Below are 19,075 nucleotides of genomic sequence, written 5' to 3'. Positions count from 1 at the left end.
TTAACTTTTATTCGAATAATGTTCCATAGCATAAATAGGATATTCTTTTTATATCAGCAACTTAGATAGCTTTTCTGGCGTAGTAAGAAAATTTGCCTTGACTTATAGCTACTTATACAAGTAGCATTTATAGATATTCATTAATACAAGGAAGTAAAAATGAGTCAATCACAAAAACCAAAATTCATGTGGTTAGTTCGAACTAAAATTCGCGCTTTACACTATTCCTATCAAACGGAAAAAACTTATGTTCAATGGATTAAGCGGTTTATCCATTTTTACAACCTCAAACATCCGAAAGATATGGGAGCGGAGGAAGTTACAAATTTCCTGAGTCACTTGGCTGTTGATAGGAAAGTCTCTCCTGCAACACAAAATCAGGCACTTTGCGCTTTAGTGTTTTTATATAAAAAAGTTCTAGAAACACCACTTGGTGAAAATGCCGTCAACGCAGTAAGAGCCAAATACCACAAAAACTTACCCGTGGTGTTATCTGTCCCAGAAGTAAGGGTAGTTTTAGAGAATATACAGGGTTTACCCAAACTAATGGCTCAAATTATCTACGGAACTGGATTGCGGAAAAGCGAGGTTCATCGGTTACGAGTTAAAGACATTGATTTTGATAGAAACCAAATTACCGTAAGGCGAGGAAAAGGAAATAAAGACCGGCCTCTACCTCTACCTGAATCATGCAAGAGTGAACTGCTCGCTCAAATTGAATTTGTAAAACAACTACACTTAAAAGATCGAAGAGAAAACATCAATGGGGTCGAGCTCCCATACGCATTTGAACGAAAATCTCCAAGGGCTGGAAAGTCACTTGCGTGGCAATGGGTCTTTCCTAGTTTAAAAATAAGTACTGATCCACGCACACTGATAGTAAGAAGACATCATGTTCACCCTTCAGTTTTTGCAAAACATGTTAAAAGCGCAGTTAAAAAAGCGGGAATCAATAAGAAAGTGACTGCACATGTTTTTCGTCACTCGTTTGCAACCCACTTGTTAGAATCGGGCGCTGATATAAGAACGGTCCAAGAACTTCTCGGTCACAACGACGTAAGAACTACTCAAATTTATACTCACGTGCTCAATCGAAATCCATCTGGAACACTGAGCCCGTTAAATAAACTTTAAAATAATTTGAGCGTCGGCTATTTTATTAAATAGGTTTTTACTTCACTGTCGTTTTTGTGATGCTATCAGTCTTATAAAGTATTGCCACTGTCTGCAATAAGATTATAGCCGAAATTAGATTGACTGATTATATTAAGCTCGCCCAACCCAAAATGTCAGATTGAGTTCACTTATCCAACTAATTTTACAAAGTCTTTTGCTAAAACCGGTTTAGAGTAGAAAAAGCCTTGCGCAAAATCACACTTCATTTCAGTTAGTATTTGTTTTTGGACTTCGGTTTCTACACCCTCAGCAATAACGTAAAGATTCAGCTTATGCGCCATTACAACGATAGCTTCGCATAAAGCTCTATTATCAAAGTCCTCTTCTAAATTACTCACAAATGCTCTATCAATTTTAATATAATCTATATCAAATTTTTTTAAATAGGCTAAAGAAGAATACCCCGTCCCAAAGTCGTCTAAAGCAACTTGAATTCCTAAGTTTCTAAAATCAATTAATTGTGATTTTATTTCTTTACGGGCATCCATTATTAAACTTTCGGTAATTTCAATGACTAAAGCATCACCATCTAAATTGCTGGCGCTAAATTGATTAAACCATTCCCCCGACTTAACGCCAGGATTAATATATTGCGCAGCTGATGTATTAACACAAATTTGAAATTGTTTATCGATAGTTTCTCGCCACTTTACAACCTGCATTGTTGCTTGCTTTAAAACCCAATCGCCAATATCTTTAATCATGCCAGTTTCTTCGGCTAAAGGAATAAATTCAGTCGGCGAGATTAAACCTTGATCTGGATGTTGCCAACGAATTAGTGCCTCAGCTTTCGTTATTTTACCATTACTTAAATTAACGATAGGCTGATAGAGTAATAGAAATTCTTGTTGGGTAATCGCACGACGCATATCAGCAATTAATCGCATTCTATTTCGAGCGTTTACCTGCATAGATTTTGTAAAATAACTAAAACCATTGCGTCCCAATTTTTTCGCTTCATACATCGCTTGATCAGCGTTTTTCAACAACCCTTCTAAACTATTAGCGTCTTCTGGAAATAAAGTGATACCAATACTTGCGGAAATATAAACAACTTCATTAGCCAGGGTAAAGGGTTCACTTAAGCGATCCAGTATTGATTGAGTTACCCGCTCAACGTCATACTCGTCTTCTAGTGGTGATAAAATAATGGTAAATTCATCTCCACCCAAACGAGCGACAGTATCACTTTCACGCACCGAAGCATTAATTCTAATCACCGCTTCACGTAACAATATATCGCCATAATCATGCCCTAATGAATCATTTACTTCTTTAAAGTGGTCAAGATCAATCAGTAGTAAAGCAAACTTAGAACGGTCTCTTTGAGCACTCTTTATTCGCTCTTTAAGTCGGTCGTTAAACATACTTCTATTAGGTAAATCGGTTAGAAAATCATAATTAGCTTGCTGCCAGATAATTTTTTCAGACTGCTTTCTTTCACTGATGTCAGAAAACAAAGCTACCCGGCGATAAATTTCACCTTCATCATCAAATACGGTATTGATGGTAAGCCACTTATAGTAAATCTCACCACTCTTGCGTCGGTCTTTAATTTCACCCTGCCAACTACCAACATGTGAAACCGCTAGCGACATTGCTTGATAAAAAGAATCGTCATAAAATTCAGAGTTCAAAATATCCGCTTCTTTGCCGATAACTTCATCGGCCGCATATCCAGTTATCGCGGAAAAAGCAGGGTTTACTGAAATTATTTTTCGCTGACTATCAAAGATCATCATCGCATCGCTGCTATGCTGGTAAACTAAAGAAGCTAACTGCAGCTCCTCAGTTGCTTTATGCTTTTCAATTGCAATACCCGCCAAAGTAGCCGCTTGCTCTATAATAGTAATATCTTCTGTTGATGGCCGTGTTTTATTTTTATGGTAAATTGCAAAAGTGCCCAAAACTTTTCCTTTTGCATTAATAATTGGTTGTGACCAGCATGCCTTAAAACCTATTTCTAAAGCGTAGTCTTTATAGTTTTTCCACAAAGGATCGCTACTGATATCTTTAACAATAATTCGCTTGCCATGAAATACAGCACTACCACAAGATCCACTTTCACTTGAAATTGGTAATTGTTCTAGTGCTTTGGTATAGCTTTCTGGAATACTAGGTGAAGCCCCATTTTTAAAATACTTACCATCGCTTGCTAATATTAAAATACTACAAATCATGCGCGGCTTTTCTGCTTCAACCGTTTCAACTATTGCGGTAAGTATTTTATGTAAAGATTCACCTTTTGCAGTAAGCTCTAAAATATAGTTACGGGACTTTTCAAGCGACTCTAATTTTTTACGTTGGTTAATATCCGATAAAATACCTGCCATCTTAATCGCGACACCGTGACTATCGTATTCCGCTTGGCCGACAGATCGATACCAGCGATACTCTCCACTTTTATGCTTTAACCTTAACTCTAAATCATAAACACCTTTACCGGCTAAATGATTATTAGTGGTTGTAATAACTCTTTCCTTATCATCAGGGTGTAACCTTGAGAAAAACTCTTCTGAATCGTTTGATAGTTCATCATAGTCGTAACCGAGAAGCGCTTTCCAACGCGGCGATAGATAAGTCGCATTAGTTTCTAGTTCCCAATCCCAGATCCCATCTTTTGCGCCTTTTACCGCTCTAGCGTAGCGCTCTTCGCTGTGCCTTAAACGACGGTTATATTCTTTTAGCTGCAGTTGGCGATAGAAAATAAAAGCCAATATCGCTAGCGCAATCAACAACACATTCCATAGCCAGGTGTAGTCATTTTTTTGAAACTTAAGCTCACTAGACCACTTTTGCATAATCGCCTGTTTTTCAGTGTCAGTAATCGACTCAAGCGACTTGTTAATAATGGATAAAAGCAATTTGTTTTTAGGCAAACTTGCAAATGCCAGTTCAGTTGAGAACTCAGTTGTTGCGACAACATCTAGATTATGCAAAGCCATTTGTTTTATCAGATAACTGCATTGAGTAAGACTACATAACAGCGTCTCAATCTCACCAGTTGAAACAGCTAAAAGCCCGTCTTGCATGTTTGCTACAGTAATTAAGTTAGAATCTGGAAACGAGCGCTTAATCTTTTGGCTATAACCATAACCTCTCACTACCGCGATCTTTTTGGTTAATGCGTTACTTAATGATTTAGCTTTAAGGTCTGAATTACGCTTGACCATAATTATTGGCGACGAAAAATAAACATCTGATAAAACCACCTGAGAAACATTTTTGCTATCAGTTGTCTCAGACATTAAATCAACTTGACCGGTGAGAAGAAGCGCTTGTGCCTGTTGCCAATCTTTAGGTTCAATAATTTTAATGGGCGTATTAATTTTTTGCTCAATGAGCGCAATATATTCTGCCACAATCCCTTGATACACACCTTGCTGAAATGACTCAAAAGGCATCCAGTTAGGGTCACCACTAAAGGTAATGACTTGCTTAGTTGCTAACCATTCAGATTCTTGTTGAGTTAATTTAACGGCAGAGTTTGCACTTGTCGGACAACTCCAAAGAAAAATTACCCCAGACCAGACTAAGCATATTAGAAAAAACACTTTATTTAATTGGATAGGCTACTCCTATAATCGTCATCTTGATCTAAGCTTTACTATGAAAAAAAAACCTAATTAACTGACTAACACAAACTTCCAATTGATTACCTTCAAACGGAGAGAAATAATAAAAACGAGTTCCAGCATTTTGCGCACACTGCTTATCGGCTAACAAAGAGTCGCCAATATGACAAATTTGAGCAGGGCTTAAATTAAAGTCTTTAGCAACTTGACTAAGCATTTGTGGATGTGGCTTTGCGCGAAAACCTAAACTCGGTGAGTAGTGCTTAGCGAAATATTGTTGCAACTGCGTTTTTTCGATTTGGCAGTTGCCATTACTAACACTTACTAGCTGATACTGCTTGGCAAGTTTGGCAAGCATATCTAGTATGCATTGTTCAAATTTTTGCGGTTGGCGGTATTTTAAAAACTGTCGTAATGCGTTACTTGCATATTTTTTTGGATCTGATAATACCTGACAAAACTCAGTTAAAGCCGCTAACCGCAATGCAGTTAAATCATCAAATGCCGCGTTAGCTTGCTTAGCCATATTAAGTTTGATTTTTTCAAACTTCGCATATTCGAATATAATATTTTCTTGTGCAAATTGTTGCTGTAAATAATCACGACAAGCTTTTTCGGCACCTTGCAGCACTGGAGTGTTATCGTAAAGTGCATTATCTAAGTCAAAACTAAGTAGCTTAATATGTTTTACAGCTTGCCTCTCAATGTTAACCTCACTCATTTTTTCTTAGCTCTAGGATGTGCAGAATCATAAACACTTGCAAGCTGCTGAAAATCTAAGTGAGTATAAACTTGGGTAGTCGACAAGTTAGCATGACCGAGCAACTCTTGCACGGCGCGCAAATCAGCCGACGACTCAAGGACATGAGTTGCACAAGAGTGGCGAAATTTATGTGGGTGAATACGACCATTCATTCCTGCTCGCTTACCCCAATACTCCATTCTTACTTGAATACTACGCGGGCTTAGTCGGGTTTTTCGCTGGCTAATAAAAAGCGCTTCTTGTGAAAAGTCACTCAACCACACGCTTCTAATTGTTAACCATTCTTGAATAGCCGCCTTTGCTTTTCGCCCTAACGGCACAACTCTCAACTTGCGCCCTTTACCTAAAACACGAACACTCGAATCACGCAAATCAATATGCGCTAAGTCTAACCTGACTAACTCGGCTAAACGCAGCGCACTTGAATAAAAAAGTTCAGCTATTGCTTTATCACGAATACCAATATCTTCTCCAATATCAATCGCGTTCATAAACAAAGTTAATTGATCTACTGCGACCGTTCTAGGAAGCTTTTTTGCTGACTTAGGTGCTCGTACCGGTTTAGCTGGATTAAAACTAACTCGCTTTTTTTCAATTAAAAAATTAAATAAGCTACGACACGATGAAAGTACGAGCGCGATAGACTTTGGAGAAAGTCCTTGACGATGCAACTGCGCAGAGAACCTTCTTATATCGGCGGTGGTTACCTTTTGATAACTTATAATTTTCGCATTGCTAAGATACTCAATAAGCAGCCTAAGCTGGCGAAAATATGTTTTGGTCGTTAATGCAGAGTAATTTTTTTGGACACTAATATAAGTTAAATATTCACTCATATCGCTAGTCAGCGACTCCGGAAAATCGCTTAGCTCTTTATTAATAGCGGCTGCATCAAATTGCATGTTTTTAGTTAAACAATTTAACTTGTAATCGCCGCTACTGTTTTGTTTAGTTGTTTTTGTAGGCGTAGCGACTGAGTTAAGTGGGTCACGATACTACCAATTAATTCAATAAACAAAGTCCCCATTTCTGGCGAAAACCTTTCAACTTCTTCGCTCGCTAAAGCTAAAATACCATGCTCACATTCTTCACCCAAAGGAATTAACGCAAAAGATTTTAGGTTTTTACTCAAATCACCAAACAGCCGTTTTTTAGATTGCTCTTCTAGTCGACCACAGAGCGGTTGGCTATCAGGAAATTGGCAATTAAGTAAGGCTTTGATATCTGCTGCACTTTTAAAAATTTTTGCCGGACCAACCTGCTGCAAATCACCAACCAAAGCGAGTGCCACGCCTTCAATATGAAAGTCACGTTGTAACCCGGCCACGAGTTCAGTATTTAAATCTTGCAGGTTTTCACACTTTAATAAATTAAGCATGAGTTGGTTTACTTGAATAAGTAAGGCCTCATTTTTTTGCGCAGCTTGCAACATATCAATCAGTTGCCCTTGCAACTGTTGATTTCGCTCTCGCAATACTTTGATCTGACGCTCTACCAGCGAAGTCGTCGCATCACACCCATGGTTAATTTCCATATGGGTAAGTAACTGAGGGTTTTTTACTAAGAAATCTGGATTGTTAGCTAAATAATTTTTTACTTGCGCTTCTTCCATTAACTGATTGAGGCGACTAATTTTGCCTTCTTCTAAGGCTTGCGGATGCGGAAATTTCATAACTCAATAAACCCCTGATAAACTAACTCTGCTGGTCCCATCATTTTCAAAACTTCACCCTCACCAGCCCAATCAATATGTAAGTGGCCGCCAGGTAAAAAGACTCTTATTTTTTGTTTCATTTCTAATTGCAGCTGCCCAACCACTGCACTTGCGCAAGCACCGGTACCGCACGCTTGAGTTTCGCCGACTCCGCGCTCATAAACTCTCAGTTTTATTTCATCTTCAGCGGTTTTTTGCATAAACCCAATATTGGCGCCTTCTGGAAATATACTATGTTGGGTTAACGCCATTCCTATTTGATTAACATTAATACTATCTACGTTGTTAACCGCAATAACACAATGTGGATTACCCATAGATACAGCGCCAAACTGATAACTGACGCCTTCAACATTAACATGATAGGTTAGCTCTTGTTGGGCATAGCGTAGCGGAATTTTTTCGGGGAGTAGCTCTGGCACGCCCATTTCAGCGGTCACTAATCCATTGCGCATAATTTGCAAGTTCATTATGCCTTTCATAGTACTCACTCGAATTTTGTGCTTCCAAGTTAAGCCTACACTGCGTACAAAACGAGCTAAACAGCGAGCGCCATTGCCACATTGTTCAACTTCTGTTCCATCAGCATTAAAAATTCGATAATGAAAATCTACGTCAGGTTGCTGTGGCGGCTCAATTAGTAACAACTGGTCAAAACCAACCCCACGATTACGATCTGCTAACTTCCTAATTTGACCTTCGGTAAAATAAACTTGTTGAGAAACGCCGTCTACCACCATAAAGTCGTTTCCAAGCCCATGCATTTTAGCAAAGCTTAACATCATAGCTCTGTTTCCTTTTGCGTAAATTTTGCACTAGATTGGGGCTTTTGGGGTTTATCAATGTCTTGAGTCGTGGCGTTGGTTGTTTGAGATGATAATGCTTGAGGCTCCACTTTAAGCGGACCTTTTTGGCCACAGGCGACTAAAAGCAAGCTACTACTTAATATTAACCAAAACCTAATTAACATAAACCCAACAATGATTTAAAAACTGAACCCCAATTCTCAGCAATTTTAAGGCATAAATCAATGAGTTTGTCGGCTAAAAGCCGCTTAGAATGTTTGTGGCGCTAAGATTTACCGCTAAATTTTGTTCTTTTAGAGCTTTTGCCGCGATACTGCTTGAGCCAGTTTGGTTTCAATTTCTCGCTTAAGCTCTAAAAAATCCATTAACGAAGAGCTTTCCCCTAGCACACTGGCGTCGATATTGGTCACAAAAATGGGGTAATCAGCAGCTTGTTTACGTCGCTTTAAGATGATTTTGACCACTTCTGAGTAGACCATTTCACTCAATTCATCATAAAGGTAGATTGTTCCCCCACAGGCGAGATCAAAGCAAATTTCATTACTCGAATTAAACCGCGCTGTCGCACTAACATTTTCATAGTAATTAGGCATAGACTGCTCAGAAACAAGAATTGCTCGATTTTCTTTACTTTTTTGATCCCAAAGGTAAAGTGCGGGCTTATGCATAGTGTCAGACTCACTCGACATTCGTGGAGCAATCGAGTCTAAAAACTGCAAATAATGATTGATCAGTTGCGAGGTTTTTACATTAGAATGAGCTTGAAAAAAGCAGTTTCCTAGTGAATCTTTAATAAAAACATAGATCACATTACTGCTTCGCGTTAAAAAGAAAACTTGCGGTTGAGAGTCAGCAGGGTAAGTTAAAATACTTTGAACGCCACTGGTAAGTGAAAGTTGATTATCACAGTAAAATACCAATGATTTAGCTTTGGTGATAGCGCATTGATTTAAAAAATCTTTCTCTGTGTCGTAGTAAGTATTACTAATTACGCCTTTAGCAAAGTCGATAGATAAAATCCCATTTTCTACGCTCATAAGAAAACGAACACATTGCTCGCTGGTTTGACTTTTCACTTTTAAGTCTTGCCAGAGATCGAAAATTTCATGTAAGCGTTGACGGTGCACTTCAGTATTTCTTAAGGATTCACCATAGACTTCAACTACATTAATATCATGATGAGAGCTAACAGGGTTTTCTTTAAACAATTCAATTAGCGCGGCTTCACCGCTATACTCTCTAATGATTTTTTCGCCCCAGCTGTTTACACTTAATACACTCAGCTGAGCGTATAAATTAATTTTTAAAGCACCCCATTGAAACCCATCATCATTCGAAACCACACTAAAATAATTAGCATTTTGTTCGCTAATCAGTGGATCTTGATTGCAATTAACATAAACATTAACTGCCACAGTTTTAGCTTTTTCTAAAAATGCACTGGCACCAATACTTGGCATAGAAAAACATACCGCGTGCTCAATATGTTTACTTAAACCTGTTAAGTTATTTTGTAAATAAACCTCATTTTTCGCATTAATATTGACCTGGGTGTCTTCACTTAAAATTCGGTTTGCAATACACCAGGTTAACGCCTTAAAGAAGCTATTTGCGGTATAAACGGCTTGATGAATTACCGCTTGCTTAGTTGTGACTCGGTCACAAAACACCAACCACTTAGCGTCAGCGTGATGCAGCGTTATATTTGTTTCAACTAAATTGGTCGCTATACCAACATTAAGATTGTCGATTTTTCCTTTATGCTTTTCAAAACTAGCGTACAGCATTCGACTAATTGAAACCAATTCATTTTGGTTAGCTTCGTTGAGCACGCCATGTATTCGAGCAAAATTGGTAATAAAGTGATAACTATGATTCAACTCGCGAAATATATCTGCTCGCTCAACAATTATTTGTTTTACTTTCCAGCGGTATCGCTGATTTAAGTAGTCAAGTCTTGCTTGATTCCAACCCCATTTTTTAACCAGTGACAAAATCGGTTGATAACGCCAATTAGTCGAATCGCGCCTATCTAACTCTACTTTACAATTCGCTTTTAAATAAAAAGCTCGGCGCAAAAATTCAAGCCTTTGCGGGTTATCTTGGAGATACTCTTCTGCATACTCTAGCACTAAATAATAGGCATCTAAGCTATTCGCATCGACGCCCTGCTGATATAGCTTTTGCTTAAACTGAGTAGACAATAAACCAGCTTGAGTCACATGACGAGCATAAATCTCTAGCAAAAGCAGCTTCATTGCAGATTTGTATGGGGACGTTGTAGATTTATATAGTTGCCACAAGGCTGCACTAAAGTACTCTCCCGCGGGAATTTCGGTGACATCACCAAAATCAATCCAGTCTTTCGGCTCTATTACTTTTTGAAAAACTAATTGCTGACAAAATTGTGGATAATTTGCTTCGGGCGGAACTAACCACCATAGTGGCATTCTGCCTACTAGCCAAATTGCGGTTCGATAGAACTCGTCCAGTAATAGGAAGTTTTGCATTGAACCACTATTATCTTTACTAATAGACTGTTGTTGCTGCTGTTTGAATTGTTCAGAAAAGACAATAAAGCAATTTAGCTCTATGCCGTACTCGGCAATCCAAGCGCTAATTTTATCGGCCTTTTTAATTAACTTTTCTTGTTGTACAAGATTTAGCGACTGTTCAACACAAATCCACAAATCAAGATCACTATTATATGACTGTGCTAAGGTTCCGGTGCTGCCCATTAGGTACAGTCCTAATATTTCAAATTTAAGCAAAGCTTTGCTTTGCAGCTGAAAACTTTTAAATAAAGCCTTAGCTAGCTTTAGCTCTTTTGAATCCTTGCTGTAATTAGGTATACCATGAGGGGTTTGTTTATCTACATAGCCGGGTAATGCTGGGTGGTTAACATGGAACAACAGTGGAATAAGCTGCACTCGGTCAGCTTGACTTTGACTAAAGTTTTGCAACATACGCTCATAACGCTGTTTCGAGAGTTCGATAAACTGCTGCTGGCGCTTTTCTAGGTGTTTTTTTTCAATCAAAGATTGAGTCACAATATTACGCTTTTCCTAAAGACAATGGCTATAATAACAACAAGGATGATAAATAGTGGTTAATTGAGTATAGTCTTGCTAGGCAACAGCGGCGCTAAAATTTAGCTATTTATTAATAAACGACTCACCAATCAAGCAGAGTTAATCATGTCTTTCGAACAAACGGAACTTTTAAACCGATCGCCATTAGGCATTTTAGTATGTGACCCACAACATAGAATCATTTGGTGTAATCAAAAATTTATGGAAGATACTCAGATTGAGTCGGCACAAATACTCAATCAGCTTTACGCTGCACTGCCAATAGAAGCCATCGACAATGACGCTCATACGGTTCAACTATTTGATTCTGAAGCAAAGTTAGAGGTTAAATTTCAATATTGGAGTGATACATTAGACACTCCAAACGGGCATACTGTGCATTACTTTGCAAAAGAACGCGAAGCCCCGAGCAAACTGGCTTTATCCAGCGCAAAACTCACCACAACCCGAATTCCCAAAAAGAATAACTGGGTTGACTTTTTAGACTACGAAGTCAGCCGCAGCCGTCGCTATGACAACCCGCTTTCAATTATGAAGCTGCACTTGCTTGTGTTTAACAAACCCGACTCGGTAGCCAACGAAACCTTACATCAAACCATTAAAGACACTCTAACGAATGAACTGCGTTGGGCAGATATGATTGGTCATACCGATAATAGTACTTATTTAATGATTTTGCCTGAAACTCCTGAAAGTGCGCTACCCGCTCTAAAAACCAAATTAAAACAAGCGCTTAGCAAGCAACTAGCGTTTATCAATAGTTCTATCGATTATCAATTGGTGTTTGGAGAAACTCACTGGCAAACCCACGATGACAGTCAAAAAATGCTCGCCAAAGCGCGCCATAAGCTAGTCGCACAACTTGAAACCCTACTAAAAGATGAAAAGGCTCTAAAATAAACATCGTTTAAGTTTTATCAAGGCGTAAAAAAACCGGCTATTGCCGGTTTTTTTAAATCTTACAAAAGGGTCAAGCTACTGAAGTTGTAGTAATAAGTAGTCTACAGCGGCTTTAATCTCGTCATCTGAACAATCCATACACATACCTTTTGCAGGCATTGCATTAATTCCCACTATGGCGTTCTTGTACAATGTTTCTTCACCCTTCTCAACTCGGTCAGTCCAACCAGCTACGTCACCGGTTTTGGGTGCGCCAGCTACGCCGCCTTCGTGGCACATTGCACACTTGTCAGTATAAATGGTGGCACCGTCTCTAGGCCCACTAGGTGCTTCCGCCACTGGAGCGACAGCAACAGGTACATTATCACCTTCTTTATAGACAGAGCCCGTTGGCTTCAGCCTTTCTTTAACAGAATGCTCACTAGTATGGGTAGCCGCTACAGCCCCAGCAAAAGCCACTAGCATTGCAACCAATACAACTCGTAATTTTAACACGATACTCTTCTCCCCAATCATGGAAAATGTGCTTAGTAATTTATCAACTAAACAGTCTAAAACTTGGTCTAGGTGCGGATTATAGCCGACTTCCACCAAATGATAAAAGATTTGTCTAAAATTTCGTTAAATTGCTATAAATTCAAATATTTAATACTTTTTCTTAATAATTTACTACAATTAGGGTACATTAGAGCCTAAGAATTTCTGTTTAAAATCCATTCAAATATAAAAACACCGCCTTGAGGCCAGGATGGGTTCAAAAACAACAACTAACTTATTGAAAATATAGATAAAATTGAAATTATTTAAAAAAACAAAAAATAACGATTTTATTATCATTAGTATTGATGGTGATAACTGTCGCCTGCAACACCTAAAAAAAGACAAAGATTCACTCTACCAGTCCAGTTTTGAGCAGTTTACTTTTAAGTCTTTGGATGAACTAGGCAAACTCATGGTGGCTTGGTGTCAAAATAACGCCAACAAGGGCTTGGCGTGCCGCTGGGTGATTAGCCGAGACTATTATCAAACTTTTCAAATTGATGCCCCAGATGTGGCGGTAAAAGAAATTGATGCTGCGCTACGGTGGCAAGTTAAAGACTTGATTGAAAAGCCCGTTGACGAAATATTAGTTAGTCACTTTTTTCCACATAACCCAAATGACACCGGTCCGTCGAAACAACTGAATGCCGTCGTAGTTGACCGAAGTCTGGTTGAAAGCTTTATTGAATGGACCAAACAAGCGGGCTTAGAAATGGACTCGATAGAAATTGAAGAGCTCAGCCTAGGTTTTGGACTTCTCAACCATTTACAAGACGATAAAATTATCGGGTTTATAGGGCAAGATCAGTCCGGCTTAGTTTTTAGTTTTTACCAAGGGCAGTCGTTAGCCTTCTCGCGCTATAAAAAAGGCTTGTTTTTACCGTCGCAAAGCGACGATGACTTTACCTTAGAAGATCAAGCTCAAGCAGAACAAGAGTCGTTTTTATTAGAAACCCAAAGAAGCTTAGACTACGTAGTAAGCCAAGTTTTTAGGCGTCCTGTAGAAAAAATACTGTTGCAGAGTAACGGCGCTGCGACCCAAAAGCTTTCTGAACTCATTAATCAAATAACCGAAATAGAAGTCAGCGAAGTGACTCTTAATATTGCCCAAAAAGATCCACAAATGCCTTTACCCAGCATTCCCGAGGTAGGCTCAGCATTAAGGGTGGATAATTAATATGCAGCATATCAACTTTTACTTTGACGAGTTTAAACCCAAGCCACTTAGCTTCGACAGCCGCTTTGCAGGCCTAGTCTTTATTGTGGTTTTAATCGGTGTAACCGCTTTTGGGTTTACCCAGCAGCGTCAGGCTGAAAACTTAGCTGCTTTAAAAATTCAGAAACAACAAGACTTAACTGTCACCCAAACCCAACTACTTGAGTTACAAAAACGCTTATCTCAATCGACCGACATAATGTCCATTGACGACAAGCTTGCCAAACAGCAGCAAACCTTAAATAGTTACCGAAAAATACTCGCTCAAGTCGGTGACTTAGAAACTCAACAGTTTAACTTTAGCGAAGTGTTGCAGCAATTAGCAAAACACCCGAGCGATACCGTTTGGTTAACTCATATAAGCCTCGACCGAACCCAATTAAGCTTAAAAGGCAGCAGTCAAGACACTGCGGCAATACCTACTTATATTCAACAAATGAACTCTCTATCAGCTTTAGTTAGGGAGTTTGACAGCTTAGAAGTTTTACGTGATGAAGAGAATGTTGGTTTAATTAACTTTAACTTAACAAATGGACGGTTAGTCAATGCTAAGTAAATTAAAAACCTACATTGCAAAATTCGACCAACTCGAGTCACGCAAACGGCTATTTATTACATTTAGCTTCCTTATTATTTGCGTTTTATTGGTGGATTTGTTTTGGTTAAACAAAATACGCACTCAAATTAAACAATCAAACCAACAAATCACTCAATTAGAAACCCAAATCAATGAGCTCAATTTAGCTCAGCAAGCTTTAAACCAAGGTGTTTATGCTCAGCGGAACGATCCTAAATACCGCCAGTTAGCCGCCATTGACAAAGAAATAGCGGTAGTTTCTAAACAACTTTCTGAGCGCGCCTACAATTTAGTTAAGCCACAAGATATGGCGCCTTTACTTAAAAGCATTTTAGAAAGCTCTACTCAACTTAAACTAGTCTCGCTTAAAAAACTGCCGCCTAAAGCACTCCTAACGGATAAAAGCCAAACCAAAGACGAATCGGTTCAAATGTACAAACATGCCATGGTAATGACTTTTGAAGGTGGTTTTAATGCAACCCAAAACTTTATTAAACAGCTAGAAGCAATGCCCCAACAAGTCAATTTCGAGCGCCTCGATTACTCGGTAGAAAACTACCCTAAATCTTTAGTCACACTTGAAGTTTCAACAGTTAGCATGCAAAGGAAGTGGATTGGTGGATAATCGTTTATTAAAAATTATTTCGCTTATTATGGCCATCGGTTTAGTCTCAACTGCGGCCGCCGATCCGACTCGTCCTAAACACTTAACCGTTCCAAAAAAGCAAGTTAATGCAAAAAAAGGCAGTGCCAACCGAGCAGCCCTAACTGCTATAATTTTTAGAGATGATCAGCGACTCGCTATCATAGGTGAAAAAACTTACCGCGAAGGCGATATGTTTTTTGAAAGTAAAATAATCAGAATAAATCGAAAATACGTGACTTTACGCTCGGCTAAAGGCGAGTATCGTTTAACCCTTTTTGGTAATGTTAAATCCAAACAATAGAAAGTTATTAAATATGAAAGTAAGCCAATTACAGATCGCTACCATTTTTGCAGTCACCTGCTGTTTATCAAGCTGTGCAACATCGCAGCCGCCAGAAAAAGCAGACTCACTCGCAACTCAAACGATCCAAGAGATGCAAACTCAACAGGCGAGCAACCAGCCCAAAATTTCTCAGCAAGATGTACTTGCAAGTATGCTACCGCCAGTTTCACAACAAACACCATTAATTATTGAAGAAAAATTTGATGTTTCAGTTAAAGGTATCGACGCGCGTTCATTCTTGCTTGGTTTAGTCGATGGCACTGATTACAACATGGTCGTTAGCCCAGAAGTTAACACTAAAATCACGCTGCAATTAAAAAATGTTAGCGTTTCTGAAGTGCTTACTGCGATTGAGAGAATTTACCCTCTCATGGTGGAAAGACAAGGCAGTATGTTTTTTGTTTCTTCAGCTGAAACCATGACGGCTATTTATCCAGTAGACTATTTAAACCTTTCACGGAAAGGTAAGTCGCGAACTAGCGTGGCCGGGCAAACGGTTGCTGGTGGTCAGAATAATCAAAACAATAATCGCGGCGGTGGCCAAAATAACAATCGTGGCGGTGGCCAAAATAACGTGACCTTGCTTAATTCAAGCGAGATCACCACCGACAGTAAGTCAGATTTCTGGACTGATTTGACTCAAAGTTTAAATTTAATTATAAAAAATGAAGAAAAAGCCAATGTTATTGTGAGCCCCAATTCCGGCGTGGTGATAGTAAGTGCGCTTCCGCAAACCCAAAGACTCGTAAAAGAATTTTTAGGCGTTACCCAAAACTCACTCAATCGGCAAGTAACCTTAGAGGCCAAAATCATTGAAGTTTCGCTCAAAGAAGGCTTTCAAGCTGGAATTGATTGGAGTCGAATTCGCACCGTAAATGGCGGCGACAGCTTTACCTTTGGTCAGCAAGGCCAAGTGGTTCAAAATATTTTAGGAGATCCACCGCTTAATGGCATTTTTTCTATGCTCTACCAAGGCGCTTCGTTTGACGCGGCAATAGACCTGCTTAAAGAGCAAGGCGACGTACAAGTGCTTTCATCGCCAAGAGTATCAACGATTAACAATCAAAAAGCAGTCATTAAAGTAGGCAGCGATGAGTTTTTTGTCACCGATGTTTCTACCACAACCGTAACAGGCAACAGCACGTCGACTACGCCTGATGTTACTTTAACCCCCTTCTTTTCTGGTATTTCACTGGATGTTACGCCGCAAATAAGCCAGCAAGGTGAAATCGTTTTACATATTCATCCGGTCGTTAGTGAAGTCAACGACCAACAAAAAACCTTAACTTTAGGCCAAGATGAGTTCACCTTACCTCTCGCTTTAACTAATGTAAGAGAGTCAGACAGCATTGTTAAAACCAGAGATCAGCAAGTTATTGTCATCGGCGGTTTAATGCAAACCAAAACACATAATACGGTTAGCTCTACTCCGCTGCTTGGTGATATTCCTTTTGTTGGCGGTGCTTTTAGGCAAACACGTGAAAGCCAAGTAAAGAGTGAATTAGTAATTTTATTACGCGCTCACTTAGTAAGTGAAGAGTCAACCAATGACGAACTGAATCAATTAAAAAACCGATTTAACAGCGTTAAATAAATTTGTGTTTAATTAGGACAAATATTTAATCGTTATGTATTTGTATCGCTTTGCCATGAAAAAACTTCCATTTGGGCTCACCCCAGATACAGAGTTTTTTTGTCCTCTTGTTAATCATGTTGAAGCGATAAATGTATTAACCTTTGCTTTAAATAGTGGCGAAGCGCTGATTAAAGTAGTTGGTGAAGTAGGTACAGGCAAAACTCTGCTGTGTCGCTTGCTTATCAATCAACTAGAGCAAAAGCGTAAAGTTGCCTATATTCCCTACCCCAAGCTTTCTGGCAGAGAGCTAAAGTTTGCTTTAGCGAAAGAGCTTGGCATACGCATAACTGATACATGTCGAGAGGATCAACTAACTCAGCGTATTCAAACTAGATTACTAAACTTAAACAAAAAAAGTGGGCCTGTTGTACTAATTATTGATGAAGCACAACAGCTCGATCAAGAAAGTTTAGAAACCTTAAGACTATTTACCAACTTAGAAACAGAGCAGCATAAACTCATTCAAATTGTACTTTTCGCCCAGCCAGAACTAGACACACGACTTAAACAACCGCAAATGCGCCAAATTAAGCAACGGATTGTTTTTAGTTATCACCTAAAGCCATTATCAGCCAGTCAAGTGGCGCAATATGTTCACAAACGGCTTAGTTTAGCGAGTGATAAACCGACCAAAATTAGCTGGCTTGCAACCCGCTTACTGGCCTACTACGCTAAAGGCATACCGCGGATAGTGAATATTTTATGTCATAAAGCGCTCATGTTAGGCTTTGCAAAAAACCAGCAAGTGATAAGCTGTAGTAATATATTAAAGGCTGCCAAAGATACCGAAGCGGTAGCCACGCCCATTCAAGATCACCTAGTTATTACCAGCGCTTTATGCGCACTGCTTATTAGTGGATCAGCCATGGCTATTTGGGGGTTGGTATGAGCGTAGTGAATAAAGTTTTACGGGATTTACAAAACCAGCCGTCAACAACTTCACAATTAGAGTTTTTAACGGCAGACTCTAACACACAAAGCCACCAAGCGATTAAAGGACTGCTCATTGGTATTAGTTTAGCGGTAGCGATATTTTTAACCTACCAACTCCTGTTAAAGCCGGTTAACTCAACCAATGACTTGGTAGTAGAGGGTGGGCAAACAGCCGTTTTAATAGCGCCTCAAAAACAATTAGCATCTGTATCAGAGTCAGAACCTGAACCTGAACCAGAACCAGAACCTAATTCAGCCCCCCGGTTAGAACGGCAAGTGCAACCAACCACACAACCTATCACGCAAACCAAGACTCAACCTAGTTTGGTTAACCAAGTTCAACCTAACACGTCTTTAGCTAACGCTAATCAAGAGGCACCCGAGTTGCCAGCAGAGACTAATAAGAACCAAAACTCATTAAAAGTTAAGCCCGTTGATCAGCCAAGTCAAATAGCACAGCCTGTAAACTCGAACAAACCAACGGTAGATAATTCAGGCCAAACGAATACTGTGGCAAAGGCAGCAACTTCGCAGCCTCAAGTTAAAACCAACAATTCCGAGCGAACACAACCCGTAAAGACGACCTCTAAAGCAACCAGCCTGCACAAAGCGTTACATCGTATCCAATTAAACGCCACCCAAAACAACCAAGCGCAAACTTATAACGCTTTAAATTTACTATCGCAACAAAACCCCGATTTTCATCCAGCTAGGCTAGCGCTTATTAACCTCTGCTGGGAAATGAGCGCTTGTCTTGTTGAGCAAAAACTAAACCAAGCCGTCAGTTTGTTCCCAAAAGACTCGGCTTACCAACAGCTATTGGCTCGCTTCTATTTTGAAAAACAGCGCTTTCAACAAGCAGAAAAAGTTTTAGAAGAGCTAACCCCAAATGATCCGCGTTATTTACAGCTATTACAAACCAGAGCCTTAGCCAGACAGCAACTTGGTAAGCACCAGTTAGCTATTCAAGACTACGCTACTTTGTTAAACCAAGATGCGAGTCGAGGTGATATACTGCTAGCGGTGGGTATTTCGCTTGAAGCAATCGGGAAACTTGCAGAAGCACAACGCAGCTTTAAAAATGCACTCACAGATAGACGACTCTCTGCACCGCAGCGTCAGTTTGCACTCAATAAATTAAACAGCTACCAAGGTTAA

17 protein-coding genes are annotated in these 19,075 nt (G+C 39.4%); 9 read left to right on the top strand and 8 right to left on the bottom strand.

Annotation, left to right across the window (positions count from 1 at the left end):
- The first annotated feature begins 159 nt into the window (after positions 1–159).
- Positions 160–1,134: an integron integrase gene (locus ACUR5C_RS00175; RefSeq protein WP_454466289.1), complete on the top strand. Its 975-nt coding sequence runs from the start codon at positions 160–162 to the stop codon at positions 1,132–1,134.
- 170 nt (positions 1,135–1,304) lie between these two features.
- On the opposite strand, the gene ACUR5C_RS00170 is transcribed toward ACUR5C_RS00175, so the two are convergent.
- The 7 genes from ACUR5C_RS00170 to ACUR5C_RS00140 all read right to left on the bottom strand — a co-directional run bounded on the left by ACUR5C_RS00170 (position 1,305) and on the right by ACUR5C_RS00140 (position 11,084).
- The gene (locus ACUR5C_RS00170) at positions 1,305–4,730 is read right to left on the bottom strand and encodes an EAL domain-containing protein (protein WP_454466288.1); all 3,426 of its coding nucleotides are present in this window, start codon (positions 4,728–4,730) and stop codon (positions 1,305–1,307) included.
- 43 nt (positions 4,731–4,773) lie between these two features.
- Entirely contained in the window at positions 4,774–5,472 is a 699-nt protein-coding gene (locus ACUR5C_RS00165; RefSeq protein ID WP_454466287.1) for an HAD-IA family hydrolase, read from the bottom strand.
- Positions 5,469–6,416, bottom strand: coding sequence for a tyrosine recombinase XerC (locus tag ACUR5C_RS00160; RefSeq protein WP_454466286.1), 948 nt, complete (start codon positions 6,414–6,416; stop codon positions 5,469–5,471). The genes ACUR5C_RS00165 and ACUR5C_RS00160 overlap by 4 nt, the downstream gene beginning before the upstream one ends.
- 17 nt (positions 6,417–6,433) lie before the next feature.
- Positions 6,434–7,186, bottom strand: a complete 753-nt coding sequence (locus tag ACUR5C_RS00155) for a DUF484 family protein (RefSeq protein WP_454466285.1) — start codon at positions 7,184–7,186, stop codon at positions 6,434–6,436.
- On the bottom strand, positions 7,183–8,013 hold the full coding sequence (gene dapF, locus ACUR5C_RS00150) for a diaminopimelate epimerase (protein ID WP_454466284.1): 831 nt from the start codon (positions 8,011–8,013) through the stop codon (positions 7,183–7,185). The genes ACUR5C_RS00155 and dapF overlap by 4 nt, the downstream gene beginning before the upstream one ends.
- Complete coding sequence (lptM, locus tag ACUR5C_RS00145) at positions 8,010–8,198, bottom strand: LPS translocon maturation chaperone LptM (RefSeq protein ID WP_454466283.1); 189 nt, start codon at positions 8,196–8,198, stop codon at positions 8,010–8,012. Before lptM ends, dapF begins: the two co-directional genes overlap by 4 nt.
- Before the next feature lie 129 nt (positions 8,199–8,327).
- Positions 8,328–11,084 (bottom strand): class I adenylate cyclase domain-containing protein, encoded by a 2,757-nt coding sequence (locus ACUR5C_RS00140; RefSeq protein ID WP_454466282.1) that lies wholly within the window; start codon positions 11,082–11,084, stop codon positions 8,328–8,330.
- A 147-nt stretch (positions 11,085–11,231) separates the two neighbouring features.
- Here ACUR5C_RS00140 and ACUR5C_RS00135 point away from each other — a divergent pair, with 147 nt between their 5' ends.
- Positions 11,232–12,026: a hypothetical protein gene (locus ACUR5C_RS00135; protein WP_454466281.1), complete on the top strand. Its 795-nt coding sequence runs from the start codon at positions 11,232–11,234 to the stop codon at positions 12,024–12,026.
- A 75-nt stretch (positions 12,027–12,101) separates the two neighbouring features.
- Here ACUR5C_RS00135 and ACUR5C_RS00130 read toward each other — a convergent pair whose 3' ends face one another.
- A complete protein-coding gene (locus ACUR5C_RS00130; protein ID WP_454466280.1) occupies positions 12,102–12,521 on the bottom strand; it encodes a c-type cytochrome in 420 nt (139 codons plus the stop codon).
- Between the two features lie 298 nt (positions 12,522–12,819).
- Between ACUR5C_RS00130 and ACUR5C_RS00125 the strand changes: the two genes are divergently transcribed.
- Genes ACUR5C_RS00125 through ACUR5C_RS00095 form a run of 7 tightly spaced genes read left to right on the top strand, consistent with a single transcriptional unit; the run spans position 12,820 to position 19,075 of the window.
- Entirely contained in the window at positions 12,820–13,743 is a 924-nt protein-coding gene (locus ACUR5C_RS00125) for a hypothetical protein (RefSeq protein ID WP_454466279.1), read from the top strand.
- A 1-nt stretch (position 13,744) separates the two neighbouring features.
- A complete protein-coding gene (locus ACUR5C_RS00120; protein WP_454466278.1) occupies positions 13,745–14,338 on the top strand; it encodes a PilN domain-containing protein in 594 nt (197 codons plus the stop codon).
- On the top strand, positions 14,328–14,984 hold the full coding sequence (locus tag ACUR5C_RS00115; RefSeq protein ID WP_454466277.1) for a hypothetical protein: 657 nt from the start codon (positions 14,328–14,330) through the stop codon (positions 14,982–14,984). Before ACUR5C_RS00120 ends, ACUR5C_RS00115 begins: the two co-directional genes overlap by 11 nt.
- Complete coding sequence (locus tag ACUR5C_RS00110; RefSeq protein ID WP_454466276.1) at positions 14,977–15,306, top strand: hypothetical protein; 330 nt, start codon at positions 14,977–14,979, stop codon at positions 15,304–15,306. Before ACUR5C_RS00115 ends, ACUR5C_RS00110 begins: the two co-directional genes overlap by 8 nt.
- Before the next feature lie 13 nt (positions 15,307–15,319).
- Positions 15,320–16,942 carry a pilus (MSHA type) biogenesis protein MshL gene (gene mshL, locus ACUR5C_RS00105; RefSeq protein ID WP_454466275.1) on the top strand — a complete coding sequence of 541 codons (1,623 nt, stop codon included), beginning with the start codon at positions 15,320–15,322 and terminating at the stop codon, positions 16,940–16,942.
- Between the two features lie 34 nt (positions 16,943–16,976).
- The gene (locus ACUR5C_RS00100; RefSeq protein WP_454466274.1) at positions 16,977–17,873 is read left to right on the top strand and encodes an ExeA family protein; all 897 of its coding nucleotides are present in this window, start codon (positions 16,977–16,979) and stop codon (positions 17,871–17,873) included.
- On the top strand, positions 17,870–19,075 hold the full coding sequence (locus ACUR5C_RS00095) for a tetratricopeptide repeat protein (RefSeq protein ID WP_454466273.1): 1,206 nt from the start codon (positions 17,870–17,872) through the stop codon (positions 19,073–19,075). The genes ACUR5C_RS00100 and ACUR5C_RS00095 overlap by 4 nt, the downstream gene beginning before the upstream one ends.

The organism is Aliikangiella aequoris (genome assembly GCF_053709105.1).
This window is presented reverse-complemented; position numbering and strand designations above follow the sequence as displayed.